This is a genomic window from Kitasatospora sp. NPDC030952, assembly GCF_055571335.1.
In genome coordinates this window covers 87,258-109,500 of the sequence record NZ_JBVIFM010000015.1, presented here as the reverse complement: position 1 = coordinate 109,500, position 22,243 = coordinate 87,258, and the positions used below count along the sequence as shown (strand labels likewise).

Sequence of the window (22,243 nt, the reverse complement as noted above, 5' to 3'; positions counted from 1 at the left end):
CCTTTGATCATCACGGTTCCATTCCTAGCACGACCCCTCACCCGGCCGCCGCGACCCGGCGCAGCCTCCGGCCGCAGCACCGCACGGCGCCCAACTGCCGCTGTCCCATCGCCGGTTCGGGCGATTGCGGTATCCGCCCCGGCGCCGACAGGATCGTTCGCACGGGCACCGCTCGGGGCGGTGCCCCCTGACCAGGGAGGAACCCCCATGCGCCGTCGGATCTCCGGAGCCGTCCTGCTCGCCGCCGCCGGGATGCTCGCCCTCGCCGTCCCCGCCCAGGCCGCCACCGGGCTGCTGGTGGTGAACGGCGTGCCCCACCAGAACCCGCAGCGCGGCTGCTACCCGGTCTCCTCGCCGGTCACCGTCGAGAACTTCACCAACTCGACGGTCCTGGTGCACGCCGCCGCGAACTGCCAGGGCCCGGTGACGGCGGAGGTGGACCCCGGGGAGTCCGCCAGGGCCTTCGGGGCGAGCTACTTCGTGTTCTGAGCAGGCCCGCTTCGGGGCCGCTCGGCTGTCGGCGAAGGTCCGCCCCACCGGGCCTCGCCGGCGTCTACCGTCGGCCCATGACAACGGTCGCCACCCGCACGGTCCGCTACCCCGCCGACGGCCTCACCATGGTCGGCCACCTCGCCCTCCCGGCCGGCACCGGCCCCCGCCCCGCCGTCCTGATCGGGCCCGAGGGCACCGGCCTCAACGACTTCCAGCGCCGCCGCGCCGACGCCCTCGCCGAACTCGGCTACGTGGCGCTGGCCTTCGACATCCACGGCGGCCGCTGGTTCACCGACCCCCAGGAGATGCTGGCGCGCTGCCTGCCCCTGCTCGCCGACCCCGACCGGCTGCGCGACATCGGCCACGCCGCCCTCGACGCGCTGCGCGCCGAACCGCGCACCGACCCCGGGCGGATCGCCGCCGTCGGCTACGGCACCGGCGGCGCCGTCCTGCTCGAACTCGCGCGCTCCGGCGCCGACCTGAAGGCCGTCGCCACCGTCAACGCCCTCACCACCGGCCGCCCCGGAGAGGCCGCGAACATCCGCTGCCCGGTGTGGGCGGGCGTCGGCTCCGAGGACCCGATCCAGCCCGCCGCCCAACGCGAGGCCTTCACCGCCGAGTTGCAGGCCGCCGGCGTCGACTGGCGCCTCACCGTCTACGGCGGCGCCCAGCACGCCTTCCACCACCCGCCCGTCGACCAGCCCGTCGTCCCCGGCGTCGCCCACCACCCGCTGCACGCCCGCCGCGCCTGGCGCGACATCCTCGCCCTGCTCGACGAATGCCTGCCCGTCGGGGCCTGACCGCTCACGGCCGACGACCCCGCCCGCGCACCCCGGTAGCGGTGCGGCCGACTTCTGCGTGCTTGACCTCAAGTCGACTTGAACTACCAGACTGTGCGGCATGCCGAACGACACCGCGCTTCTCCCGCTGTCCGACCCCGCCCTCGACTCGATCGCCGCCCAACTGGCCCTCGGGGCAACGGTGGTGGGCATCGGGGAGTCCACCCGCTTCTCCCGGGAGACCTCCGGGGTGCGGGACCAGCTGTTCCGCCGGCTCGTCCGGGACCACGGCTTCCGCGCCCTCGCCGTCCAGGACGCCGCCGGCGCCGGCGCCGCCCTCGACGCGTACGTGAACGGCGGCGCCGGCAGCGCCGCGGACGCCCTGGCCGGGGCCTGGCGCCCGTGGCGCACCGCCGAGACCGCCGCCGCCCTGGAATGGATCCGGGCGTACAACCGGGACCACGCCGACGACCCGGTCCGCGTCTACGGCATCAAGCCCGCCCAGGCGCAACCCGCCGACTACGACGCCGTCCTGGCCCACGTCCGCGCCACGGCGCCCGAGCGGCTCGCCCGGCTGGCGGCCCACCTCGACCCCATCCGCACCGCCCACGACGTGGACGAACACGTCCAGCGGGCCCGGGGGATCCACCCGGGCCGCCCCTTCGCCGACCACGCCCGCGACGCCCTCGCCCTGCTCGAATCCCTCGACGGCGACCGCGACGGCGACGGCAGCGACGGCACCGGCACCGGCACCGGCACCGGCAGTGACGGCACCGGAGGCGACGGCGGCGACGCGCTGGCACGGATGCGGCTGATCGCCGAGTACCACGAGCACAGCGTCGCCGGGCGCGCCAACTACGCGGGCGAGGCCGAACGGTGGGCCGACGTCATCGCCGACACCCAGCACCGCACCGGCCTGCGCACCGTCTACTGGGACGGCACCGCCCACACCTCCGCCACCGACACCCTCCTCGGCGTGGCCCCCGAACGCGGCCCGCAGCCCACCGTCGGCAGTCTGCTGCGCAAGCGCTACGGCGCACGGTACGTCTCCGCGGCGATCGGCTTCCACCACGGCGACCTCGGCCACGCCGTCGTCCCCGACCCGGCCCCCGACCTGCTCGACGCCAGACTCGGCGGGACCGGCGCACCCGCCCACTGGCTCGACCTGCGCCACCAGGACGTCCGCCGCGCATGGGACGGCCCCGCCAAGGCCCGCGTCATCAGCGGCGTCTACACCCCGGAGCGCGACGCCGCCGAACACCTGGCCGTCGCCTCCCTCCCCGACGCCTTCGACGTCCTCATCCACCTGCGCGAGGCCACCCCGGTCCACCGGCTCCCGTGACCCGGCGGGCTCTCCGGGCGGCTCTCCGGCCGGCTCTCCCGGGCGCGTGTTCCTCCGTTCCTCCGTTCGTCCGTTCGTCCGTTCGGGCGGACCGAGGGCGGGGCGCGGCGACGGCCGCCGGTCGCTCGGCCACCCTGGTGCGGACGCGGCCCGCGACGGCGCGGGCGGCCGGGTGCGAGAGAACGGCGGACGACCATGGAGCGCAGACGCACGGGAGCACGCGGCGGGAGATGGCTGACGGTGACCGTGGCGGCGGGCTGCGCGCTGGCGACGCTGACCGCCGGCCCGTCCTGGGCCGGGCAGCGCCCCGACCCCCGCCCGATCGGCCGACCGGTACCGCCGCCCGCGCTCGCCCCCGCGGTCTCCGACTCCGACCTGGAGGTGATCCGGCTGGACCCCGACGCCGCCCCGCCGGGCGGCCGGACCAGCCTGCACGCCTTCGTCGCCAACCGCGGCCCGGACACCACGGCATCGCCGTTCGACGTCCTGATCGTCCTGCCGGCGGGGACCACGGCGGAGGAGCCGTTCTTCCCCGAAACGTGCACGGCCTCCGGGGACAAGCGCCACCTGCGCTGCACCTTCGGGCCCGGGCTGCGTGAGGGGCGCAGCGCGACCGCGATCATTCCCGTCCGGATCTCCCCCGACGCGCCCGCGGGCCCGCTGCTCGGCGGGGAGGTCGGCGTGCACAGCCCGGACGACCGGAACGGACGCAACAACCGGCAGCCGTTCGAGATCGAGGTCGTCGAAGCGGCCGCCGCCTGAGGGCCGTCGCGACCCGGCGGCGGCCCTGATCCCGGTGACGCCGTTCACGCGCCGAGGACGCCGGTCGCGCTTTCGCGCAACGTGAACCCGCGCTGGACGTAAGGCCGTTCTGGCGCGATCGATCACCTGCCCGAACAGCCTTCCGGCCTCCTGCACGCGTACGCCGCACTCCACCCCGTGGTGGCGCAGGCCGGTTCGGTGCGTGACCGCTCCAGGCCGCGGCCGACCGGGCTACCGCGCCTGCCGGGCCAGTTCGGCGTTGGCGCGTTCGGTGATCAGGGCCAGGGTGCGGCCGGCCACGGTGAGGTCCTCGGCTGGGATGTCGGCGTACAGGGCGGCCGAGATCCCGGCCGTCTCGGCGGTGGTGGTCTCGAACAACTCCATTCCGGCCTCGGTGAGTTCGAGCAGATCGCCGCGCCGCTCCAGCAGCCGTGCGGCGGTCAGTTCGCCGATGACGGCGCGCACCGCCGCCTCCCCGGCCTTCAGTGAACCGGTGACCTCGGCGACCAGCTCGCCGACGCCCACCGACCCGCCCGCGGCGGTGACGGCGCGCAGCGTGACGCTCTGCTCGAACGTGGCGCCGTGGCGGGCCAGTACGCCCTCCAGCAGGGCGCGTCCGGCGTAGTGGGCCAGGGCGATGGCGCGGGGGTTGAGCACGGGTGCGGTGGTGGTCATGGCCTCTGCTCCTGATCGGGTGGGTCGAGCGGTACGTCCAGCAGGGCCGCCAGGTCCCGGGTGAACTCCCGGGTGCGTCGGCTGCTCCGGCCGCCGAGCGGCTCCAGCAGCCGTTCCAGCAGGCCCTGGATCACAGTGATCGCCTGTCCGGCGACCTCGTGGCCCTGTTCGGTGAGCGACAGTCGCATCGCGCGCGGATCCTGCGGGTCCCGGGTGCGGGTGAGGAGTCCGGCGTTCTCCAGGCTGCGGGCGAGCTTGGAGACGTAGAGGGCCTCCAGGCCGGTGTGGTCGGCGAGCTGGCGCTGGCTGGGCTGCTGCCCGGTGCGCGCCATGCCGTACAGCGACCCCATCAGCGCGTACTGGGCGTGGGTCAGTCCCAGCGGCGCGACCGCCCGGTCGACGGCCACCCGCCACTTGGTGGACAGGCGCCAGACCAGGAATCCGGCGGTGGCGTTCTCGGCTGCTTCGCTCATGGCCGATACCGTACATGGCTACTGTATCCATGGCTACTGTTTTGGCAGGGGCTTCCGCGAGGGCTTCCGGGGAGGAGTGACGGATCGTCAACCCGGCTCCCTTCACGTGCCGTCGGACGATCGCAGGCGGGGCCGGATGTCGACCTGGCCGGCGGGCCCGCGGGGGCTGCTCGGCTCCGCCCTCACCGAGGCCTGGGGCCTGTACGCCGCGACCCACGCCTCCCGCGGCTTCCCGTGGAAGCGCCGCGGCCGCCCCGCCCTGCCGCCGTACGGCGTCGCGGTGGCCATCCGGCTCGGGGTCGGCGCCGACCTGCGCCCCGCCTGGCAACTGGACGCCGACCTGTCCGGGGCGCGGTGGACCGGGACGACCGGCTGGCCGGCGAACCGCTACCAGGAGATCCGGGAGCGCTCGGTCGAGGTGGCCGACGACGTCCGGGAGATCCGGCCCGGCGGCGCCCGCGACCGGGAGGACGCGCCCGGGCCGATGCCGGTCTGACGGCGCGTCGGCCAAGGACGCCTGAGCGCGGGGGAGTTCCCCGCTCAGGCCCGGGTGCAGGTGTGGGTGGTGCGGCTGGCGCCCGAGGTGTGGACGATGGTCAGCGTGGTGCCCTCGTACGTCACCGCGAGGTTCTCCCTGCCGCTGTCGCCGGAGCCGGGCGGCTGCCAGGGCAGGGTGAGCCGGACCTCGGTGCCCACGGTGGCCGGGACGTTCAGGGCCTGGGGAGGGCGCTCCTGGACGAGCTTGTCGGGGCCCTCCATGAGGGTCAGCGACAGGTGGCCGCCGCGCAGCAGGAAGGTGCCGTGCCAGCGGGCGGCCTTGCCGCTCTGGCCGTCCCAGGTGATCGTCCAGCCGCCGTTGCCGGCGCCGTCGGTCTGCACCTCGGACTTGCCGGTGAGGGGCTTGCCCCGGGAGGTGCTGGAGGAGACGGTCCAACTGCCGCGCATGAAGGCGTCGAAGGCGCGGTCGGCCACGGTGGGCTTGACCGCGTCCGCGACCGAGGTGGGGCCCTGGGCGCCGCCACCGTCGCCGCCGCTACCGTCGCCACCGCCCGTGCTGCCGCTCCCGCTGCCGGAGCAGGCGGCGACCAGCGCCGAACCCGCGCCGACGGCCAGGTAGCGCAGGGCGTTGCGGCGGCCTATGAGGCGCGCGGCGGCGCCCAGGTGACGGATGCTCATGGTGTCCCCGTTGACGTGCAGGTGATCAAGACGGGGAGTCTAGGGGATGCACGCTCCCGCCCGCCCTGCGGATTTCCGGGGCCGCCTACCTACCGGTCCCGATCCCGCTCCCGCACCCGGCGCAGCCCGATGTCGGACACCTCGCCCAGGTGTCCGAGCTTGTCCGGGTTGGACACCGAGTGCAGCGCCCGGATCGCGCCGTCGGCGATCTCCAGCACCAGGACACTGGCGACCCGCCCCTGGGGGTCGTAGGAGACCGCGCCCGGGCGGCCGTTGACCAGGGCCGGGCGCAGGGTGACGCCGAGTTCGCGGTTGCGGGTGAAGCCGAAGGCGAGCAGGTGGGCGACGCGCTCCAGGCCGGCGACCGACTTGCCGACCGACTGCGCCTTGCCGCCGCCGTCGCCGTGGAAGACCACGTCGGGGGCGAGCATGCCGAGCAGCTCGGCGAGGTCCCCGCCGGCGGCCACCGCGAAGAAGCGGCGGGCCAGTTCGTCGCCCTCGGCCCGCCGGGCCGCCGGCAGCGGGGCGTCCGCGCCCAGGGCCAGGTGCTTGCGGGCCCGGACCAGGATCTGACGGCAGTTCGCCTCCGACTTGCCGGTCAGCTCCGCGACCTCCGGGTAGCCGTAGCCGAAGGCCTCGCGCAGCAGCAGCACCGCCCGCTCCACGGGGGAGAGGGCCTCCAGCATCACCAGGAAGGCCATCGACAGCGAGTCGGCCAGCTCGGCGTGCTCGGCGGGGGCGTCGCCGGGGCGCTCGGCGAAGGCGACGACGGGCTCGGGCAGCCACTCGCCGACGTAGCTCTCGCGCCGCACCCGGGCCGAGTCCAGGTGGTTGATGCCCAGGCGGGTGACCGAAGTGGTCAGGTACGCCTTGAGGTTGGTGACGGTGGTGCCGGCCTGCCCGGCCCGGGTCAGATTGAGGAAGGTGTCCTGGACGAGGTCCTCGGCGTCGCCCACCGAGCCCGTCATGCCGTAGGCGATGGAGAACAGCAGCGGCCGGTACCGGGCCGCCTCCGCCACGTCCGCCGTACCCGTCGATCCCGCCATGGCACCCCGTCCCTTCCGGCGCCGCCCCGCCCGGGGTGGCGCGCCTCACACCGGGCCCCCGTCACGGGCGGCCCGGCTGCCCTGTCCCGGAGGGCAGCAGCGGACAACGTACCGAGGAGAACACCATGAACCCCGCACTGTGGACCGTCACCGCACTGCTGACCGCCGCCTATCTGCTCGGCGGTGCCTTCAAGCTGCTGGTGCCGAAGGAGCGGATCGCCGCCGCCGGGCGCAGCGGCCGCTGGGTCGAGGACTTCAGCGCGGGCGGGGTGAGGGCGATCGGCGCCCTCGAAGTCCTGGCCGCGGTGGGGCTGGTGCTGCCCGCGCTGCTCGGCGTCGCGCCGGTGCTGGTGCCGCTGGCCGCGCTCGGGCTGGTGCTGCTGATGGCCGGGGCGGCGGTGGTGCGCCTGCGGCGGCGCGAGTACCGGCTGGTGGCGGTGGACGTGGTCTACGTGCTGCTGGCCGCGTTCGTGCTCTGGGGCCGCCTGGGCCCGGAGTCCTTCCTCAACTGACCTCCGGCGAACGGCAACCGACGGCAGACCGACCACCGGCCGCGCGCCGACCGACCACCGACCGCGCGCCGACCTGCCGTCAACCTGCCGTCAACCGGCCGTCGGGGTCGGCTCCCGGCCCCCGCTCACCCCAGCAGCGCCGCCACCGCCCCCACCTCCCAGTGCCCGGTCGCGCCCGGGCGGGTGGCGAGGTAGCCGGCGGCGCGCCAGGGCCCCCAGCCGTGGGCCTCGGCCAGGCCGGCGCCCAGGGTGCGCAGGTAGGCGGCGGTGGGGGCGGTGGGCTCGGTGCCGGCCAGGCCGGCGGGGGAGGTGAAGGTGAGCACCGGGCGCCCCCCGAGTGCTCCGACGCGCAGCAGGGTCTCGTAGCGGCCGGGGCCGGTCCGGTCGCGGCCGGTGGCCAGGACCCGGGTGAGGTCGAGGTCGGTGCCCGGGGGGCGGCGCATCTCCTGGGCGGCGAGGTCGCTGAACTGGCCGGGGGTGAGCAGGTAGCCGCGGCAGGGCACCGCCCCGCGGCCGGCCGGGTCGTAGGAGGCCGTCGCGCCGCCCCAGGTGGGGGAGTGGCCGGCGAAGTACAGGGTTCCGGGCAGGGTGAGGGCGGCCGTTCCGCGGGGCGGGCGGCGGTCGCGGCAGCCCGGGCAGCCGAGGGCCGCGCCCTCCGGACGGCCGCCGTACAGGTAGCAGGCGAAGCGGGCAGCGTGCAGGTTGGACCCGTACGCCGCGTACCAGAGGAGCGGGTTCCCGCCGTGCGGTCCGGAAGAGGGCGCCGCGGCCCACACCGTCTTCACAGGAAACGTCCGTTTGTTGGACGGCGGCTGGAGAGTCTCACACAAAACCGAGACTGACGTGGACAGGACGAACATCCGACCAAAACCCCCCGATTCGGTAGCCAACCCCTCACTACCGGTACCGTTCCGGACGCCATGGTGTTCAACACTCTTCCCTCTGCCGTCACGCCCCTCCGGTTTTCGCCGATTAGCCTTCACCAGCGAAAACACATGGAAATACCCGAATCGACATTCGATTCGCATCATGATTAGGCCGATTGTCATCAATGATGAGAATTCTCTTTGACCGCGCCTTCGCTGCATCCAGCAGACGCCCAGTGGAGTCATGGTGAGTGGGCGCGTTCCCACCACGTGACAACGGCGTCACCGCACGTAGCGAAGTGACACGCGCCTCTCAGGACAAACGGAGCCAAGGAACCCATCCCCATGGACGCACGCCACGACACGGCTGGCCCGGGCACGCTGCACCGACCCAACCCGGGGCAGGCCGCGGGCTGGCCGGTGGCCCAGCCCGCCCACCCGCGAAGCCTCCTCGACGTCATCGCCGCCACGGCCGACGCGCACCCCCACGCGCCCGCGCTGGACACCGGCGAGACGGTGCTCGACTACCGGACCCTGCTGCAGCAGGTCGACGCCCTCGCCGGCGGGCTGGCCGGCCACGGCATCGGCACCGGCGACCGGGTGGGCGTACGCATCCCCTCCGGCACCGCCGACCTGTACGTCGCCATCCTCGCCGTACTGCGCTGCGGCGCCGCCTACGTGCCCGTGGACGCCGACGACCCCGACGAGCGCGCCGAGATGATCTGGCAGGACGCCCAGGTCTGCGCGATCCTCGGCGCCGGCCACCGGCTGGCCGCCGGCCCCGCCGCCCGCCCCTCGGGCCGCCCGGCCTGGCCCACCCCGGCCGACGACGCCTGGATCATCTTCACCTCCGGCACCACCGGCCGCCCCAAGGGCGTGGCCGTCACCCACCGCAGCGCCGCCGCCTTCGTCGACGCCGAGGCCCGCATCTTCCTGCGCTCCCACCCGCTGGGCCCCGGCGACCGCGTCCTGGCGGGCCTGTCGGTGGCCTTCGACGCCTCCTGCGAGGAGATGTGGCTGGCCTGGCGCCACGGCGCCTGCCTGGTGCCCGCCCCCCGCTCCCTGGTCAAGGCCGGCACCGACCTCGGCCCCTGGCTCGTCCAACGCCGGATCACCGCGATCTCCACCGTCCCCACCCTGCTCGCCCTGTGGCCCCAGGAGTGCCTGGACCAGGTCCGCCTGATCATCGTCGGCGGCGAGGCCTGCCCGGCCGAACTCGTCGAGCGCCTGGCCGTGCCCGGCCGCGAGTTCTGGAACACCTACGGCCCCACCGAGACCACCGTGGTGGCCACCGCCGCCCGGATGCTGCCCGGCCAGCCGGTACGCATCGGCGCACCCCTGGACGGCTGGGAGATCGCCGTCGTCGACCAGGCCGGCCACCCCGTGCCCTGGTACGAGAACGGCGAACTGCTGATCAGCGGCATCGGCACCGCCCGCTACCTCGACCCCGCCAAGGACGCCGAGAAGTACAGCCCCCACCCCGCGATCGCCTCCCCCCGCGTCTACCGCAGCGGCGACCTGGTCCGCAACGACCCCGAGGGCCTGGTCTTCCTCGGCCGCGCCGACGACCAGATCAAACTCGGCGGCCGCCGCATCGAACTCGGCGAGATCGACGCCGCCCTCCAGGCCCTGCCCGGCATCCGCGCCGCCGCGGCCGCCGTGCGCAAGACCCCGGCCGGCGCCGACCTGCTGGTCGGCTACCTCGTCGCCCGGCCCGGCGCCGCCCCCGACCTCGCCGACGCCCGCCAGCGACTGCTGGAGCGCCTGCCCGCACCGCTGGTGCCCGTCCTCGCCCTGGTCGACTCCCTGCCCACCAAGACCTCCGGCAAGGTCGACCGCAACGCCCTGCCCTGGCCGCTGGCCACCACCGGCGGCTCCGAGCGCCCCGCCGAGACCCTGGACGGCACCGCCGGCTGGCTCGCCGGCCAGTGGGAGCGCCTGCTCGGCATGGCCCCCGGCCGCGGCGACGACTTCTTCGCCCTCGGCGGCTCCAGCCTCACCGCCGCCCGCCTGGTCTCCGAACTGCGCACCCGCCACAGCGGCGTCTCCGTCGCCGACCTCTACGCCCACCCGGTGCTCGGCGACCTCGCCGGCTACCTCGACTCCCTCGCCCCGGCCCCCCAGGCCGCGGCGGCCGCGGCAGGGCCGGAAGCCGCCGCGACCGCCACGCCCGTACGGCCGGTGCGACCCACCCCGCGCGGCGCCGGCCTCTGGCAGAGCCTGATGCTGCTCGCCATGTTCGGCCTGTCCGGACTGCGCTGGGTGATCGTCCTGATCGCCGTCGACAACCTCATGGGCAGCAACGTCCCCTGGGCCCCGCACAGCTCCTGGTGGCCCGTGGCGGCCGGCGCCGTCCTCTTCTACAGCGCCCCCGGCCGCACCCTGCTCGCCGCCGCCGGCGCCCGCCTGCTCACCGCCGGCATGCGGCCCGGCAGCCACCCCCGCGGCGGCCAGGTCCACCTGCGGCTGTGGGCCGCCGAGCGCTACACCGCCATGTTCGGCACCGGCAACCTCTCCGGCACCCCCTGGGCCCCGCGCTACGCCCGGATGCTGGGCTGCCGCGTCGGCCGGAACGTCCAACTGCACACCGCGCCCCCCGTCACCGGCCTGGCCCGGATCGGCAACGGCGCCAGCCTCGAACCCGAGGCCGACATCGTCGGCTGGTGGCTCGACGGCGACACCCTCCAGCTCGGCCACATCGACATCGGCGAGGGCGCCAGCATCGGCCACCGCGCCACCCTGATGCCCGGCGCCCGCGTCGGCGCCGGCGCCGAGATCGCCCCCGGCTCCTGCGTCACCGGCACCGTCCCGCCCGGCGAGCACTGGCACGGCTCCCCGGCCCGCCCCTCCACCGAGGCCCGCACCCCCTGGCCGACCGGCCCCGTCAGGGCCTCCCGGATCTGGAACCTCGCCTACGGCGTCGGCTTCGCGGTCTTCGGCCTGGTGCCCGTCATCGCCGCCCTGCCGGCGATGTTCCTCGCCTACCCGATGGTCGACAACCAACGCACCCTGGCCGCGGTGCTGCTCCAGCTGCTGCCGATGACCGTCCCGCTGGCCATCCTCACCGTCGTCTGCCACGCCGCGCTGATAGCCCTGCTGATCCGGCTCCTCTCGCTCCCGCTGCGCCCGGGCTTCCACCCGGCCACCGGCAAGGTCGCGTTCTGCGCCTGGGGCGTCTCCCACCTCAGCGACAGCGCCCGGCGCACCCTGTTCCCCCTCTACGCCAGCCTCTTCACCCCGGTGTGGCTGCGCCTGCTCGGCGCCAGGATCGGCAGCCGGGTGGAGGCCTCCACGGTGCTCGCCCTGCCCGGCCTGATGCGGGTCGACGACGGCGCCTTCCTCGCCGACGACACCCTCGTCGCCCCCTACGAGCTGCGCGCCGGCCGCCTGCACCTGGGCCGCGCCCACGTCGGGCGCCGCTCCTTCGTCGGCAACTCCGGCATCGTCGGCCCCGGCCGCTCGCTGCCCGACAACTCCCTGGTCGGCGTGCTCTCCGACACCCCCGCCCAGGCCCCCGAGGGCTCCTCCTGGCTGGGCCGGCCCGCCTTCGCCCTGCCGCGGGTGGCCGACACCGGCGGCGAGGCCCGCACCTACGACCCGCCCAAGCGCCTGATGTGGGCGCGCGCCGGCGTCGAGGTCTGCCGGCTGCTGCCGGTCGTCATCGCCGCCGTCATGGCCGACCTGGTCTTCGCCGCCCTGCAGGCCGTCCGCAACGACTACGGGCTGGGCACCGCCGTCGGGGCGGCCGGCCCGGTGCTGGTGGCCGCCGCGGTGGTGGCCTGCGCGGTCACCACCCTCGCCAAGTGGCTGCTGGTCGGGCGCTTCCGGGTCTCCGAGCACCCGCTGTGGTCCTCCTTCGTCTGGCGCAACGAGCTCTACGACACCTTCGTCGAGGAACTCGCCATGCCCTTCGGCGGCGGCGCCATGACCGGCACCCCGTACCTGAACCTGTGGCTGCGCAGCCTCGGCGCGAAGATCGGGCGCGGCGTGTGGTGCGAGACCCACTGGCTGCCGGAGAGCGACCTGGTCACCGTCGGGGCGGGCGCCAGCGTCAACCGCGGCACCGTGCTGCAGACCCACCTGTTCCACGACCGGGTGATGCGGCTGGGCCCCGTCCACCTGGGCGCCGGCTCCACCACCGGGCCGCACTCGATCGTGCTGCTCAACTCCTCCCTCGGCGACGCCGCCACGGTCGGCCCGGCCTCCCTGGTGATGCGGGGCGAGAACGTCCCCGGCGCCACCCGCTGGCTCGGCAACCCCGTCGCCGCCTGGAACGCCGACGCCACCCCGCCGGCCGGGCGCCGCGCGGCCCGGGGACGGCGGCGAGCCGCCATGATGTAGATCACACTTATCGGGCGATGAGGAAGCGGTGCGGTCACAGTCCTACCTGTGAACGCACCGCTTCTGCTTTGCCCGCACTTGGGAGGACACCGGACATGACCACGGCAAATGTGAAGGCCACCGCCACCGCAGCCGCCACCGCGGCCACCGCCGCGACCGGGAAGAACGCCGTCAAGGGCCCCGCGAGCTACTTCCCGTCCATCGAGAAGAAGCACGGCCGCCCGATCGAGGAGTGGAAGGACCTCATCCGCACCTCCCCGCTCACCAGGCACATGGAACTCGTCGCCTGGCTCAAGACCGAGCACGGCCTGGGCCACGGCCACGCCAACGCCCTGGTCGCCCACACCCTCGCCGAGACGGCCTGACCCCGGGCCCCGGTCACCGGGGGACCGGCGATCCGGCGATGACGGGGGCCGGGGCCGCCGACGGCACGATCGGATGACGGCGGCCCCGGCCCCGGTCCGTTCCCGTACGGGCGGGGCATCGACCGCGGACTGCCCGTACGGCTGCGGTCGGCCCCCATTCCACGACTTCAACAGCACTTGAAGTCAAGCCCGGCCGGAAAGTCCCCGCCGGAAAGTCCCCGCCGGAAAGTCCTCGCCGGAAAGGCCCCGTCGGCAAAGGCCCCGTCGGCAAAGGCCCGGCAGGGAGCCGGCGGGGAGCCGGCCGGGAGCCGATGGGAAAGCCCCCGGCAGGAAAGCGGACACCCGCGCGGGGTAGCCTCGCTCCCGGCGGGGGCCGACAGGCGGAACGGACAAGGGGCGGACGGATGACGCAGCAGCAGCGCGGCTACTGGCGGGACTCGGACGGCACGCCCGTCGCCATCAGCCAGGCGCACATCGTGTGGACCAGGGCGGCCTACCCCGCCCTGGTGGACGTGGCCCGCCGCTACCACGCGGTGATCACCTACGCCGACCTGGCCGAGGCCGTCCAGCAGGCCTCCGGGGTGCGCACCAGCATCAACCAGCGGCACTGGATCGGCAAGGTGCTCGCCCTGGTGGTGCGCGAGGCCCACCGCCGCGGCGACCCGCCGCTGACCGCCCTGGTCGTGCACGCCACCGACGGCATGGTCGGCGCCGGCTACCAGGACGTCCTGGCGGTGGCCGGGCAGCCGCCGATCCTCGACGAGATGGACCGCGAGCAGCACGCCGCCGCCGCCCGGCTGGCCTGCTACCGGCACTTCGGCGCCGACCTGCCCGCCGACGGCGGCATCCCGGCCCTGGCCCCGCGGCTGAAGACCGCGGTCACCCGCAAGAAGGCCGCCGCCACCACCGGCCCCGCCGCCGCCACCGCGACGGCCCCGCGCCCGCCGGCGATCTGCCCGAACTGCTTCCTCGAACTGCCCGCCACCCGGGTGTGCGACTCCTGCGGGGAGACCGTCGCGCCCTGACGCACACCCTCCAGGCCGGACAGGGCCTGGCGCCGGTGCTCAGACCGCGGCCGGCAACCGGCCGGGCATCTGCCAGCCCTCGGCCAGCCGCGAGGGGGTCAGCCGCCGGCCCTCGCCGAAGAACTCGCAGAACTTCATGATCAGCGGGTCCCAGCCGACCGGGTCCACGTAGTGGTCGGTGCCCGGCACGAGCAGCCGCTCGTCCACGTGGGCGCGCACCACGGTGACCTCGAAGGCGGTGCACCCCTCGTTGCCCGCCAGCGGCCGGGCCTCCTCCAGCCGGCACTCCAGCTGCACCGGGCACTCGGCCGCCCGCGGCGCCCGAACCAGCTCCCCGGGCAGCTCCGTCATCCCGGCGGCGGCGAACTTGTTCCGCTCGTGCCGGTAGCCCTGCGCCCGCCGGGACTCGGTGATCCGCGGATTGGCGGTCAGCAGCGCCAGCGCGTCCACCGCGTCGACCTGCGCCGCACTGGGCAGGTTGAGCACGCACTCGCCCTCGCGCCGCAGGTTGATCGCGGTCTGCGAGGTGTTGCCCAGGCCCAGCACACACGTCTGGCCCAGCCACCAGGCCGAGGACATCGGCGTCAGATTGGCGCCGCCGTCCTCGTTGCGCGAGCCGATCAGCACCACCGGGGTGCCGAAATACAGGACCTTGAGATCAGTGACCTTGTGCACGGGAAGAGCCGTCCTCGAATCCAGGTGAGTCGGTGGCCCGGACCGGACGATCCGTGACCGGCCACCGACTCTGCCCCCGCCCGCACACCCGCGCTGGCGGGGATCGGACATGGCGTTCCCGTACCGGCCGGGGTCAGCCCAGGCCGCGGACCGCGACCGTACGGGCCTGGCCGTCGGTGAGCCGGTACGACAGGCCCACCACCGCGACCCGCCCCTCGGCCACCCGGCCGGCCAGCAGCTGGGAGCGCTCCAGCAGCAGGTCCACGGTCTGGCGGATGTGCTCGTCCACGATCGCGTCCGGGTCCTCGATGCCCGCCGCCTTCGCCGACAGCACGCTCGGCGTCACCCGCTCCACCACGTCCCGCACGAACCCGCCCGGCAGCTTGCCCTGCTCCAGCGAGTCCAGGGCCGCCGCCACCGCGCCGCAGGAGTCGTGCCCCAGCACCACCACCAGCGGGCAGTCCAGCACCGCCACCCCGTACTCGACACTGCCCAGCGCCTCCGCACCGGTCACGTGCCCGGCGGTGCGCACCACGAACAGGTCACCCAGACCCCGGTCGAAGATGATCTCGGCGGCCAGCCGGGAATCCGAACAGCCGAACAGCACCGCGAACGGCTTCTGCACCGGCGCCAGCGCCGCACGCCGCCCGGCGTCCTGGTTGGGGTGCTCGGGACTGCCCGCGACGAAACGGGCATTGCCCTCCAGCAGCACCCGCAGGGCCTCGTCGGGGCCGGAGATCGGGTCGGATACCGGGCCGGATATCGGAGAGGAGATCATGCCGCCCACCCTAGGGCCTGCCTTCAAACCCCCGCCTGCGGGGTGTCGCTCCCCCAGCCTTCGGCCGGGAGGTACCCCCAGGGCACAAGCGCACCTCGCCGCGTTGTCGTCGGTCGCCAATGCGCTGCATTGGGCTCGCTCCTCCGCCTTGCGATGCACGCACCCCAACGCCGCCCCGCCCGCCCTCCGGGCGGACGACGGGAGTTTGAAGGCAGGCCCTAGATCGCCCCTGATCGGGGCCGCAGCCGGGGGCCGGGGGCCGGGCCGCCGGCCGCGGGCGGGCGCCGGGGCGCTGCCGGGCGGGGGAGGCTCGTCAGTGCCGCTCGGTACCGTGGCCGTATGCCCACCCGAGTGCCCCTCGCCGACCTCGTCCTGCTGCGCCGGGCCCGCGACCGGATGGACCGCGAGTACGACCAGCCGCTGGACGTCCCCGCGCTGGCCGCCACCGCGCTGATGTCCCCCGGCCACTTCTCCCGCAGCTTCCGCACCGCCTACGGCGAGACCCCGTACAGCTACCTCATGACCCGCCGCATCGAACGGGCCAAGGCCCTGCTGCGCCGCGGGGACCTCAGCGTCACCGACGTGTGCATGGCCGTGGGCTGCACCTCGCTGGGCTCCTTCAGCACCCGCTTCACCGAGCTCGTCGGCGAGAGCCCCAGCGCCTACCGCTCCCGCGACCACGCCGACGGCGAGCCGATCCCCGCCTGCGTCGCCAAGATCCGCACCCGCCCGGTCCGCCGCACATGAGGCCCCGGCCCGACCGGAGCGCTAGTTTGACGGGCATGAGCATCGAACTCGCCCAGTGTTTCATCGCCGTCGACGACCACGACAAGGCGCTCGCCTTCTACCGCGACGTGCTCGGCTTCGAGGTCCGCAACGACGTCGGCTTCGAGGGGATGCGGTGGGTCACCGTCGGCTCGCCCGACCAGCCCGGGGTCGAGATCGTCCTGGAACCCCCGCTGGCCGACCCGCACGCCTCCGCGGACGACCGCCAGGCCGCCGCCGAACTCCTGGCCAAGGGCCTGCTGCGCGGCGTCATCTTCCGCACCGACGACTGCGACGCCACCTTCGAACGCATCCGCGCCGCCGGCGCCGAAGTCCTCCAGGAACCGATGGACCAGCCCTACGGCGTGCGCGACTGCGCCTTCCGCGACCCGGCGGGCAACATGCTGCGCTTCAACCAGCCGCGCACCAGGTAGCCGTCAACTCCCGCTCCGGGTACGGCCCAGGCGGTGGAAGACCAGCCAGGCCTGCGCTCCCTGGGCCAGCAGCACGGCCGACGGCACCGACCAGGGCAGCACACCGGCCAGGGACGGCGGGAACAGCGCCAGGACGGCCACCGCCAGGACCGGCAGGGTGCTCAACAGACTGACCCGCAGCCTGATGTGACGGGGCATCATGACGCGTCCTGCCGGGCCCGGTCGAGGAAGGCGCGCAGGTCGGCCCAGGCGTCGGCGGGGGCGGCCGGGTCGCCGGAGAGGGCGGCCGGGTCCTCCCGCCAGGCGGTGCGCACGGCGGCGGACAGGGTGGTGTCGCCGCCGCTGAAGAGCCGGGAGAGCTCGTCCAGGCGCTGGACGATGCGGCGCACCCGGGGGTCGGCGGGGTCGGCGCCCTCGCCGCGCAGGGCTTCGGCGCGGCGGTAGAGCTGGGGCCATTCGACCTCCAGCAGGTAGTGGGCGGCGGGGCCCAGCGCGGCGGCGTGGTCGGCGAGGGCGTGCAGCTGGTCGTCGTCGAGGTGGCGGCGCAGGGCCTCGTCGGCGGCGGGTCCGGTGGCGCCGACGGCCCGGACCAGGCGCAGCAGGTCGGCGGTGCCGGGCTCGCGTTCGGCGTCGAGTTCGCCGTGCAGGTGACTCAGGCGCTCGTGCAGGGCGCGCAGGGCGGTGAGGGAGGCCTCGGTGGCGGCGAGGTGCTCGCGCACCAGGCGCCGGGGGTCGACGCCGGCGTCCAGGCAGGTGGCGATGGTCTCCAGGCCCAGGCCCAGGCGGCGCAGGGCGAGGATCTGGTAGAGCCGCACGACGTCCGGCTCGGTGTACGCGCGGTGGCCGGAGGCGGTGCGCCGGGAGGGGCTGAGCAGGCCGATCCGGTCCCAGTGGTGGAGGGTGCGTACGGTCAGTCCGCTCGCCTCGGCGAGCGGGCCGACCTTCCAGGTCTGTTCGTCGGTGGGCATGGCACGAGCATTCCTCCTCACGTCGCGTCAGGTGCAAGCCGGGGGTGCCGGACGCCGGGGTGCCGGACCGGCTTCAGGCGTGGGCGGGCAGCGGGTAGTCGGGCAGGACGATGTCGCCGGCCTTGGCGAACTGGGCGGCCAGGAGGGGGCGCAGCGGCCAGCGGCCCATCCAGCGCATCGAGGCGGCGCGCAGGCGGATCATCAGGGCGCTGTCGGGGGCGTAGCCCTGGACGCCGCCGGGCGGCAGCTCCTGGGCGCGGGTCACGTAGGGGCGCATCAGCTCCTCGTAGCGGGCGTAGGCGGTGCGGAAGTCGCCCGCGGCGGCGGCGAGTTCACCGGCCAGCAGGTAGGCGCCGACCAGGGCGAGGCTGGTGCCCAGGCCGGTGAGCGGGCTGGGGCTGTAGCCGGCGTCGCCGAGCAGGGCGACCCGGCCGGAGCTGTAGCGCTCCAGGTGGATCTGGCCGTAGGAGTCGAAGGCGAAGTCGTCGGCGGCGGCCAGGCCGGCGAGCAGCCGCTCGACCTGCCAGCCGGCGCCGGCGAAGCGCGCGGCGAGCAGGCGGCGCAGGGCGGCCTCGTCGCGGCGGTCGAGGTCCAGCGGGGCGGAACGGAAGCCGAGCGAGGCCTTGACCTCGCCGGGCAGCCGGCCGGGCCGGGCGGCGGCCACCAGTCCGCCGGGGGCGTTGTACATCAGGAACCAGCTGTCCAGGCCGCGGGCCAGCGCCGGGTCGTGGACGGTGAACCAGGAGTGGTAGCCGCCGAGCGGGCGGTAGTGGTCCCGCTCGGGGCCGAAGGCCAGCCGGCGCACCACGGAGTGCGGGCCGTCGGCGCCGATGACCAGGCCGAAGCGGCGGGCGGGGGAGTTCTCGAAGCGGACGGTGACGCCGGTGGCGTCCTGGTCGAGGGCGGTGACGCTGTCGTCGTAGCGGTACTCGACGCCGTCGGTGGCCTCCCGGAGCAGGTCGGCGAGGTCGCCGCGCAGGATCTCCAGCTCGGAGACGATGCCCTCGCCCTCGAACAGCTCGACGGGCATCCGGGCGGCGTGCCGGCCGCGGGTGTCGACCAGGGCGATGCCGCGCTGCTCCACGCACAGCGCGCGGGCCCGCTCCATCAGGCCCATCCGCTCGATGACGGTGCGTCCGGCGCCGCGCAGGTCGACGGCCTGTCCGCCGGGGCGCGGGGCGGGGGCGCGCTCGACGACGGTGGGGCGGAAGCCGTGGCGGCGCAGCCAGTAGGCGAGGGCGGGGCCGGCGATGCCGGCGCCGGAGATGAGGATGTCGGTGTTCTCCATGCCTGCCACCGTACGGCGTACGCACGGGGCTCAACAAGCCTTGTTCTGCGGTTATTTGGGATTGACGCACTAGTGCACTAGGGCGGTTCGGGGGTGTCTCCGGGCCGTGCGGGGCCGTGGTGGGGGGCTTTGCCCAGGCGGGCGGCGCCCGGGGTGCACTAGTGCGGGTCTGGGGGCCGGGCCTGAGGTGGGACCGGGCGGGGCGGGGTGTCAGGGCGCCGGGGGCTCAGGGCTCGGGGCGGTGCCCATCAGGGTGTGCAGCAGGTCCCCGCCCAGGCCCAGGCCGGTCTGCGACTCGTCCGGCAGGTCGTAGTCGCGGTACCAGTCCGACGGCGCCTCCGGGTGCGGGCCGCTGACCGCCACCCGCCCCGCGCCGTAGGGGGCGACCACGGCCGCCGCCCGGTCGTTGGTGTAGCGGGCCAGCACGTCCGCGTCCGGGCCGTTCACGTCGAAGTACGGGCCGTCCTGGAAGTACATCCGCTGCGGCCGCCCGCGCCAGGAGACGTCGACCAGGTGGTCCTGCTCGTCGGTGACGGTGGCGCCCTGGGAGCTGATGTACTGGCCCGAGTCGCCCGGCAGCAGGCCGTAGCCCGGGTCGCGGCCCGCCAGGTAGCCGCCCATGCACAGCCCCAGGTAGTGCCCGCCACCGCGCACGTACGCGCGCACCAGCTCGGGGGAGAAGCCCTGGTCGCGCTGCATCAGGCGCCACGCGGTGGACACCTCCTGCCCGTTGGTGCCGCCCGGCTGCACGTACAGCGCGACGCCGGACAGCGCGTCCGGGCCGAACCGGGTCTCCTCCTCGGGCCCGATGTAGCGCACCGCGAAGCCGTCCCGCTCCAGCAGGTCGTGCGCCGCCTCCGGGCAGCCCTCGCAGGCCGCCGGGCCCCGGTAGACCAGGGCCAGCGGACGGCCCTGCGGGTCCGGCGCCGCCGCGCCCGCGCCGCCCGCCCGCCCGGCGGCCCCGGCCCTGGCCCTGGCGTCCGCGCTCGTGCCGGGGGCGGACGCCCCGCACGCCGAGGCCGTCAGCACCACCGCCGCCAGCGCCAGCGCCGCAGCGCCCCGTCCAGCCCTCATGACCCGCACTCCCGCCGCCCTCCAGGGCTTCGCGCCGACCCCCGTACGCCGCCCCGACGCTATGTCCCACCGGCCCCGGCCCGCACACCAGCCTCCCTGAACGGGTGAACGTGCGGACGGCCGGCTGACGGGCTTCGGGGTGTCGGGGCTCGGGCGCTGGGCTTCAGGCTCGGGCTTCGGGGCTCGGGCTTGAGGGCGCGGGCCGTCAGGCCGACGGGGCCGGCGCCGCCTTGACCCGCGGGGCCGCCGCGGCCCGGGCCGGCGGGAACCGCGGCAGGCGCACCAGCGCCAGCACCAGCAGCAGGGCCAGGCCGCCCGCCGCGCACGCCAGCGCGAACGCCGCCGGGTGCCCGTGGGCGCCCACCAGCGGCCCCGCGCCCGTCACCGCCAGGCCCTGCCCCGCGATCAGCCCGCTGCCCAGCAGCGTCATCGCCTCGCCCATCCGCCCCGGCGGCGCGACCCGCTCCGCCAGCCCGAACACCGCGATCAGGGTCGGAGCCACCGCCAGCCCGATCGCCCCCACCGACCACGCCGTACCCGCCACCCCGCCCACCGGCAGCAGCGTCAGCAACAGCAGCGCCTGCACCGCCACGGCCGTGCGCAGCCGCGCCGTCAGGTCGAACCGCCCGGAGAACGACGCCAGCAGGAACCCGGCCGCCGCGCTGCTCACCCCCATCGCCGACCACACCAGGCCGCCGAGGCCCGCGTCACCCCGGGCCAGGTACTGCACGCCGGTGTTGGTGGCGCCGAACACCACGCCCTGCAGCACCGTCACGGCCAGCAGCACCAGCAGCGGCCCGGGGCGCAGCCGCCCGGCCGCCACCGTGCGCGGCACCGCCGCCGGGGCCGTCGGGTGCAGCGCGAACAGCACACCGAAGACCGCCGTCAGCGCCGCCGCGCAGACCAGCCCCGCCGCCGGGTGCACCGCCCAGGCCAGGATCCCGACCAGCGCGGGGCCCACCACGAAGCTGGTCTCGTCCACCACGGTGTCGAACGACAGCGCGGAGCCGACCAGTTCGGCGCCGTCGCGGCGCCCGCTCGCCAGCGCGATCCAGCGGGTCCGGGACAGCGGGCCGATCTGCGGCACCGTGAAGCCGGTGAGCACCGCGCACCCGGCCTGCACCGCCGTCGGCAGCGCCCCGACCACGGACACGACCAGGGCGGCGGTCATCAGCGCGTTGGCCACCGACGCGGCCAGGATCACCGGACGGTGGCCGCGCCGGTCGGCCAGCCGGCCCAGCAGCGGCCCGCCCACCGCCTGGCCGCCCCACAGCACGCCCGCCACCACGCCGGCCCGGCCGACCCCGCCCAGGGCGGTGACCATCAGCAGCGTCCCGGTCGGGCACAGCGCGGCGGGCAGCCGGGCGAGGAAGGAGACGACCGGCAGGCGCGGCCCGGCCAGCCGGACGACGCCGTGCACGGCGCTGCGAGCGGACAAGGGGGGCGCCCTTCGTCGGGGACCGGTCGTCGGGGGACCAGCGGGGAGCTCCCCACTACACAGGGCCGCACCCGGGCCCGGCCATCGGCGCCGCCTACCAAAGCGCCCGCCGCGCCGGGGCCCGGGCTCTGGACGTTCCTCCTAGGGGGTGGACCGGCCCACCACCGACTCCTCAGCCCACCACCGCCGACAGGTCCCGCTCCGCGATCGACGGGTCCGCCAGCAGCACCTGACGGGCCGCCGCCAGCACCGGGCCGCCGCCCGCCAGGGCGAGGTCCTTGGCCGCCAGCCGCACCGGGAAGTCCGACTCCGTGCTGCGCGCCCGGGCCACCACCCCCGCGAGCGGCCCGGCCGCCAGCACGTCCATGGCCTCCTGCCGCGGCACACCCAACTCCTCGGCCACCGCGACCACTTCACTCAGCACGGTGACCGAGGCCACGATCGCGCCGATCACCACGACCTTCAGCGCCGCCCCCGTCCCCGGGCCGCCGCAGCGCCGCACCCGGCCGAGGTGGGCCAGGACGGGCTCGGCGCGGTCCAGGTCGGCGTCCTCGCCGCCCGCGTAGACGACCAGGTCGCCGCTGGCCGCCGGGCCCACGCTGCCGAGCACCGGGGCGTCCACCATCGCGCAGCCGTCGGGCAGTCGGGCGCGCAGATCGGCGGCGGCGCGCGGGCCGATCGAGGACATGTCGATCCACAGGGTGCCCGGGGCCAGGTGGGCGGTGAACCGTCCGGCGACCTCGGCCGCGGCCTGCGGGTCGGACAGCATGGTGACGACGACGCCGGCCCCCGCCACGGCCTCGGCCGGGCTCGCGGCCTCGGTGAGGCCGTCGGCGCGGCCGGGGGTGCGGTTCCAGACGGTCAGCGGGTGGCCGGCGGCGGCGAGGCGGCGGGCCATCGGCAGCCCCATCCGGCCCAGGCCCAGAAAGGCGATCTTTTCCATGGCCGTCACGCTAGGCAGCACCGAGC

24 protein-coding genes are annotated in these 22,243 nt (G+C 75.4%); 11 read left to right on the top strand and 13 right to left on the bottom strand.

Features of this window, described 5'->3' with window-relative positions; translation table 11 throughout:
* Positions 1 to 207 precede the first annotated feature (207 nt).
* The 4 genes from ACZ47G_RS25045 to ACZ47G_RS25030 all read left to right on the top strand — a co-directional run bounded on the left by ACZ47G_RS25045 (position 208) and on the right by ACZ47G_RS25030 (position 3,375).
* On the top strand, positions 208 to 489 hold the full coding sequence (locus ACZ47G_RS25045) for a hypothetical protein (RefSeq protein WP_465746163.1): 282 nt from the start codon (positions 208 to 210) through the stop codon (positions 487 to 489).
* 77 nt (positions 490 to 566) lie between these two features.
* Positions 567 to 1,292 (top strand): dienelactone hydrolase family protein, encoded by a 726-nt coding sequence (locus ACZ47G_RS25040; protein ID WP_465746161.1) that lies wholly within the window; start codon positions 567 to 569, stop codon positions 1,290 to 1,292.
* A 100-nt stretch (positions 1,293 to 1,392) separates the two neighbouring features.
* Positions 1,393 to 2,613: an erythromycin esterase family protein gene (locus ACZ47G_RS25035; protein WP_465746159.1), complete on the top strand. Its 1,221-nt coding sequence runs from the start codon at positions 1,393 to 1,395 to the stop codon at positions 2,611 to 2,613.
* A 240-nt stretch (positions 2,614 to 2,853) separates the two neighbouring features.
* Positions 2,854 to 3,375: a hypothetical protein gene (locus ACZ47G_RS25030; RefSeq protein ID WP_465746157.1), complete on the top strand. Its 522-nt coding sequence runs from the start codon at positions 2,854 to 2,856 to the stop codon at positions 3,373 to 3,375.
* Between the two features lie 231 nt (positions 3,376 to 3,606).
* Here ACZ47G_RS25030 and ACZ47G_RS25025 read toward each other — a convergent pair whose 3' ends face one another.
* Together ACZ47G_RS25025 and ACZ47G_RS25020 are read right to left on the bottom strand one after the other, a co-directional pair.
* Positions 3,607 to 4,050 carry a MarR family transcriptional regulator gene (locus ACZ47G_RS25025; protein ID WP_465746155.1) on the bottom strand — a complete coding sequence of 148 codons (444 nt, stop codon included), beginning with the start codon at positions 4,048 to 4,050 and terminating at the stop codon, positions 3,607 to 3,609.
* The gene (locus tag ACZ47G_RS25020; protein ID WP_465746153.1) at positions 4,047 to 4,523 is read right to left on the bottom strand and encodes a MarR family winged helix-turn-helix transcriptional regulator; all 477 of its coding nucleotides are present in this window, start codon (positions 4,521 to 4,523) and stop codon (positions 4,047 to 4,049) included. Before ACZ47G_RS25020 ends, ACZ47G_RS25025 begins: the two co-directional genes overlap by 4 nt.
* Positions 4,524 to 4,659: 136 nt before the next feature.
* Between ACZ47G_RS25020 and ACZ47G_RS25015 the strand changes: the two genes are divergently transcribed.
* Positions 4,660 to 5,019, top strand: a complete 360-nt coding sequence (locus tag ACZ47G_RS25015) for a hypothetical protein (RefSeq protein WP_465746151.1) — start codon at positions 4,660 to 4,662, stop codon at positions 5,017 to 5,019.
* Positions 5,020 to 5,063: 44 nt separating this feature from the next.
* Here the strand turns inward: ACZ47G_RS25015 and ACZ47G_RS25010 are convergent, their stop codons facing one another.
* Both ACZ47G_RS25010 and sigJ read right to left on the bottom strand, forming a co-directional pair.
* The gene (locus ACZ47G_RS25010) at positions 5,064 to 5,699 is read right to left on the bottom strand and encodes a hypothetical protein (protein WP_465746149.1); all 636 of its coding nucleotides are present in this window, start codon (positions 5,697 to 5,699) and stop codon (positions 5,064 to 5,066) included.
* Between the two features lie 89 nt (positions 5,700 to 5,788).
* Entirely contained in the window at positions 5,789 to 6,745 is a 957-nt protein-coding gene (gene sigJ, locus ACZ47G_RS25005) for an RNA polymerase sigma factor SigJ (RefSeq protein ID WP_465746147.1), read from the bottom strand.
* A gap of 125 nt (positions 6,746 to 6,870) precedes the next feature.
* Here sigJ and ACZ47G_RS25000 point away from each other — a divergent pair, with 125 nt between their 5' ends.
* Positions 6,871 to 7,257: a DoxX family protein gene (locus ACZ47G_RS25000; protein WP_465746145.1), complete on the top strand. Its 387-nt coding sequence runs from the start codon at positions 6,871 to 6,873 to the stop codon at positions 7,255 to 7,257.
* Between the two features lie 125 nt (positions 7,258 to 7,382).
* Here the strand turns inward: ACZ47G_RS25000 and ACZ47G_RS24995 are convergent, their stop codons facing one another.
* Positions 7,383 to 8,042, bottom strand: a complete 660-nt coding sequence (locus ACZ47G_RS24995) for a histone deacetylase (RefSeq protein WP_465746143.1) — start codon at positions 8,040 to 8,042, stop codon at positions 7,383 to 7,385.
* 426 nt (positions 8,043 to 8,468) lie between these two features.
* On the opposite strand from ACZ47G_RS24995, the gene ACZ47G_RS24990 reads away from it, so the two are divergent.
* The 3 genes from ACZ47G_RS24990 (at position 8,469) to ACZ47G_RS24980 (ending at position 13,854) form a co-directional block, all read left to right on the top strand.
* The gene (locus tag ACZ47G_RS24990; protein ID WP_465746142.1) at positions 8,469 to 12,464 is read left to right on the top strand and encodes a Pls/PosA family non-ribosomal peptide synthetase; all 3,996 of its coding nucleotides are present in this window, start codon (positions 8,469 to 8,471) and stop codon (positions 12,462 to 12,464) included.
* Positions 12,465 to 12,574: 110 nt separating this feature from the next.
* Positions 12,575 to 12,829 carry a DUF4287 domain-containing protein gene (locus ACZ47G_RS24985; protein WP_465746364.1) on the top strand — a complete coding sequence of 85 codons (255 nt, stop codon included), beginning with the start codon at positions 12,575 to 12,577 and terminating at the stop codon, positions 12,827 to 12,829.
* 404 nt (positions 12,830 to 13,233) lie between these two features.
* Positions 13,234 to 13,854, top strand: a complete 621-nt coding sequence (locus tag ACZ47G_RS24980; RefSeq protein ID WP_465746140.1) for a hypothetical protein — start codon at positions 13,234 to 13,236, stop codon at positions 13,852 to 13,854.
* Positions 13,855 to 13,893: 39 nt separating this feature from the next.
* On the opposite strand, the gene ACZ47G_RS24975 is transcribed toward ACZ47G_RS24980, so the two are convergent.
* Together ACZ47G_RS24975 and ACZ47G_RS24970 are read right to left on the bottom strand one after the other, a co-directional pair.
* Positions 13,894 to 14,529: a flavin reductase family protein gene (locus ACZ47G_RS24975; RefSeq protein ID WP_465746138.1), complete on the bottom strand. Its 636-nt coding sequence runs from the start codon at positions 14,527 to 14,529 to the stop codon at positions 13,894 to 13,896.
* Between the two features lie 133 nt (positions 14,530 to 14,662).
* A complete protein-coding gene (locus ACZ47G_RS24970; RefSeq protein ID WP_465746136.1) occupies positions 14,663 to 15,307 on the bottom strand; it encodes a carbonic anhydrase in 645 nt (214 codons plus the stop codon).
* Between the two features lie 339 nt (positions 15,308 to 15,646).
* Here ACZ47G_RS24970 and ACZ47G_RS24965 point away from each other — a divergent pair, with 339 nt between their 5' ends.
* Both ACZ47G_RS24965 and ACZ47G_RS24960 read left to right on the top strand, forming a co-directional pair.
* Complete coding sequence (locus ACZ47G_RS24965; RefSeq protein ID WP_380454089.1) at positions 15,647 to 16,054, top strand: helix-turn-helix transcriptional regulator; 408 nt, start codon at positions 15,647 to 15,649, stop codon at positions 16,052 to 16,054.
* Positions 16,055 to 16,089: 35 nt separating this feature from the next.
* Entirely contained in the window at positions 16,090 to 16,506 is a 417-nt protein-coding gene (locus tag ACZ47G_RS24960; RefSeq protein ID WP_465746134.1) for a VOC family protein, read from the top strand.
* Positions 16,507 to 16,509: 3 nt separating this feature from the next.
* Here the strand turns inward: ACZ47G_RS24960 and ACZ47G_RS24955 are convergent, their stop codons facing one another.
* From ACZ47G_RS24955 to ACZ47G_RS24930, 6 genes are all read right to left on the bottom strand, one after another.
* On the bottom strand, positions 16,510 to 16,707 hold the full coding sequence (locus tag ACZ47G_RS24955; protein WP_465746132.1) for a hypothetical protein: 198 nt from the start codon (positions 16,705 to 16,707) through the stop codon (positions 16,510 to 16,512).
* Positions 16,704 to 17,474, bottom strand: a complete 771-nt coding sequence (locus ACZ47G_RS24950) for a MerR family transcriptional regulator (RefSeq protein ID WP_465746130.1) — start codon at positions 17,472 to 17,474, stop codon at positions 16,704 to 16,706. Before ACZ47G_RS24950 ends, ACZ47G_RS24955 begins: the two co-directional genes overlap by 4 nt.
* Before the next feature lie 73 nt (positions 17,475 to 17,547).
* Positions 17,548 to 18,762, bottom strand: coding sequence for an FAD-dependent monooxygenase (locus ACZ47G_RS24945; protein ID WP_465746128.1), 1,215 nt, complete (start codon positions 18,760 to 18,762; stop codon positions 17,548 to 17,550).
* A 210-nt stretch (positions 18,763 to 18,972) separates the two neighbouring features.
* Positions 18,973 to 19,836 carry a BPL-N domain-containing protein gene (locus ACZ47G_RS24940; protein WP_465746126.1) on the bottom strand — a complete coding sequence of 288 codons (864 nt, stop codon included), beginning with the start codon at positions 19,834 to 19,836 and terminating at the stop codon, positions 18,973 to 18,975.
* A 205-nt stretch (positions 19,837 to 20,041) separates the two neighbouring features.
* Positions 20,042 to 21,274, bottom strand: a complete 1,233-nt coding sequence (locus ACZ47G_RS24935) for an MFS transporter (protein ID WP_465746124.1) — start codon at positions 21,272 to 21,274, stop codon at positions 20,042 to 20,044.
* 172 nt (positions 21,275 to 21,446) lie between these two features.
* A complete protein-coding gene (locus ACZ47G_RS24930) occupies positions 21,447 to 22,217 on the bottom strand; it encodes an NAD(P)-dependent oxidoreductase (protein WP_465746122.1) in 771 nt (256 codons plus the stop codon).
* Positions 22,218 to 22,243 lie beyond the last annotated feature (26 nt).

Excerpts from the sequence above, each read along its gene's own strand:
- ACZ47G_RS25000 (WP_465746145.1), top strand. The coding sequence starts at position 6,871 with ATGAACCCCGCACTGTGGACCGTCACCGCACTGCTGACCGCCGCCTAT.
- ACZ47G_RS24960 (WP_465746134.1), top strand. The coding sequence starts at position 16,090 with ATGAGCATCGAACTCGCCCAGTGTTTCATCGCCGTCGACGACCACGAC.
- ACZ47G_RS24930 (WP_465746122.1), bottom strand. The coding sequence starts at position 22,217 with ATGGAAAAGATCGCCTTTCTGGGCCTGGGCCGGATGGGGCTGCCGATG.
- ACZ47G_RS25015 (WP_465746151.1), top strand. The coding sequence starts at position 4,660 with ATGTCGACCTGGCCGGCGGGCCCGCGGGGGCTGCTCGGCTCCGCCCTC.
- ACZ47G_RS25035 (WP_465746159.1), top strand. The coding sequence starts at position 1,393 with ATGCCGAACGACACCGCGCTTCTCCCGCTGTCCGACCCCGCCCTCGAC.
- ACZ47G_RS25010 (WP_465746149.1), bottom strand. The coding sequence starts at position 5,699 with ATGAGCATCCGTCACCTGGGCGCCGCCGCGCGCCTCATAGGCCGCCGC.
- ACZ47G_RS24955 (WP_465746132.1), bottom strand. The coding sequence starts at position 16,707 with ATGATGCCCCGTCACATCAGGCTGCGGGTCAGTCTGTTGAGCACCCTG.
- ACZ47G_RS25040 (WP_465746161.1), top strand. The coding sequence starts at position 567 with ATGACAACGGTCGCCACCCGCACGGTCCGCTACCCCGCCGACGGCCTC.
- ACZ47G_RS25045 (WP_465746163.1), top strand. The coding sequence starts at position 208 with ATGCGCCGTCGGATCTCCGGAGCCGTCCTGCTCGCCGCCGCCGGGATG.
- ACZ47G_RS25020 (WP_465746153.1), bottom strand. The coding sequence starts at position 4,523 with ATGAGCGAAGCAGCCGAGAACGCCACCGCCGGATTCCTGGTCTGGCGC.
- ACZ47G_RS24970 (WP_465746136.1), bottom strand. The coding sequence starts at position 15,307 with ATGATCTCCTCTCCGATATCCGGCCCGGTATCCGACCCGATCTCCGGC.
- ACZ47G_RS24980 (WP_465746140.1), top strand. The coding sequence starts at position 13,234 with ATGACGCAGCAGCAGCGCGGCTACTGGCGGGACTCGGACGGCACGCCC.
- ACZ47G_RS24945 (WP_465746128.1), bottom strand. The coding sequence starts at position 18,762 with ATGGAGAACACCGACATCCTCATCTCCGGCGCCGGCATCGCCGGCCCC.
- sigJ (WP_465746147.1), bottom strand. The coding sequence starts at position 6,745 with ATGGCGGGATCGACGGGTACGGCGGACGTGGCGGAGGCGGCCCGGTAC.
- ACZ47G_RS24950 (WP_465746130.1), bottom strand. The coding sequence starts at position 17,474 with ATGCCCACCGACGAACAGACCTGGAAGGTCGGCCCGCTCGCCGAGGCG.
- ACZ47G_RS24940 (WP_465746126.1), bottom strand. The coding sequence starts at position 19,836 with ATGAGGGCTGGACGGGGCGCTGCGGCGCTGGCGCTGGCGGCGGTGGTG.
- ACZ47G_RS24965 (WP_380454089.1), top strand. The coding sequence starts at position 15,647 with ATGCCCACCCGAGTGCCCCTCGCCGACCTCGTCCTGCTGCGCCGGGCC.
- ACZ47G_RS25025 (WP_465746155.1), bottom strand. The coding sequence starts at position 4,050 with ATGACCACCACCGCACCCGTGCTCAACCCCCGCGCCATCGCCCTGGCC.
- ACZ47G_RS24990 (WP_465746142.1), top strand. The coding sequence starts at position 8,469 with ATGGACGCACGCCACGACACGGCTGGCCCGGGCACGCTGCACCGACCC.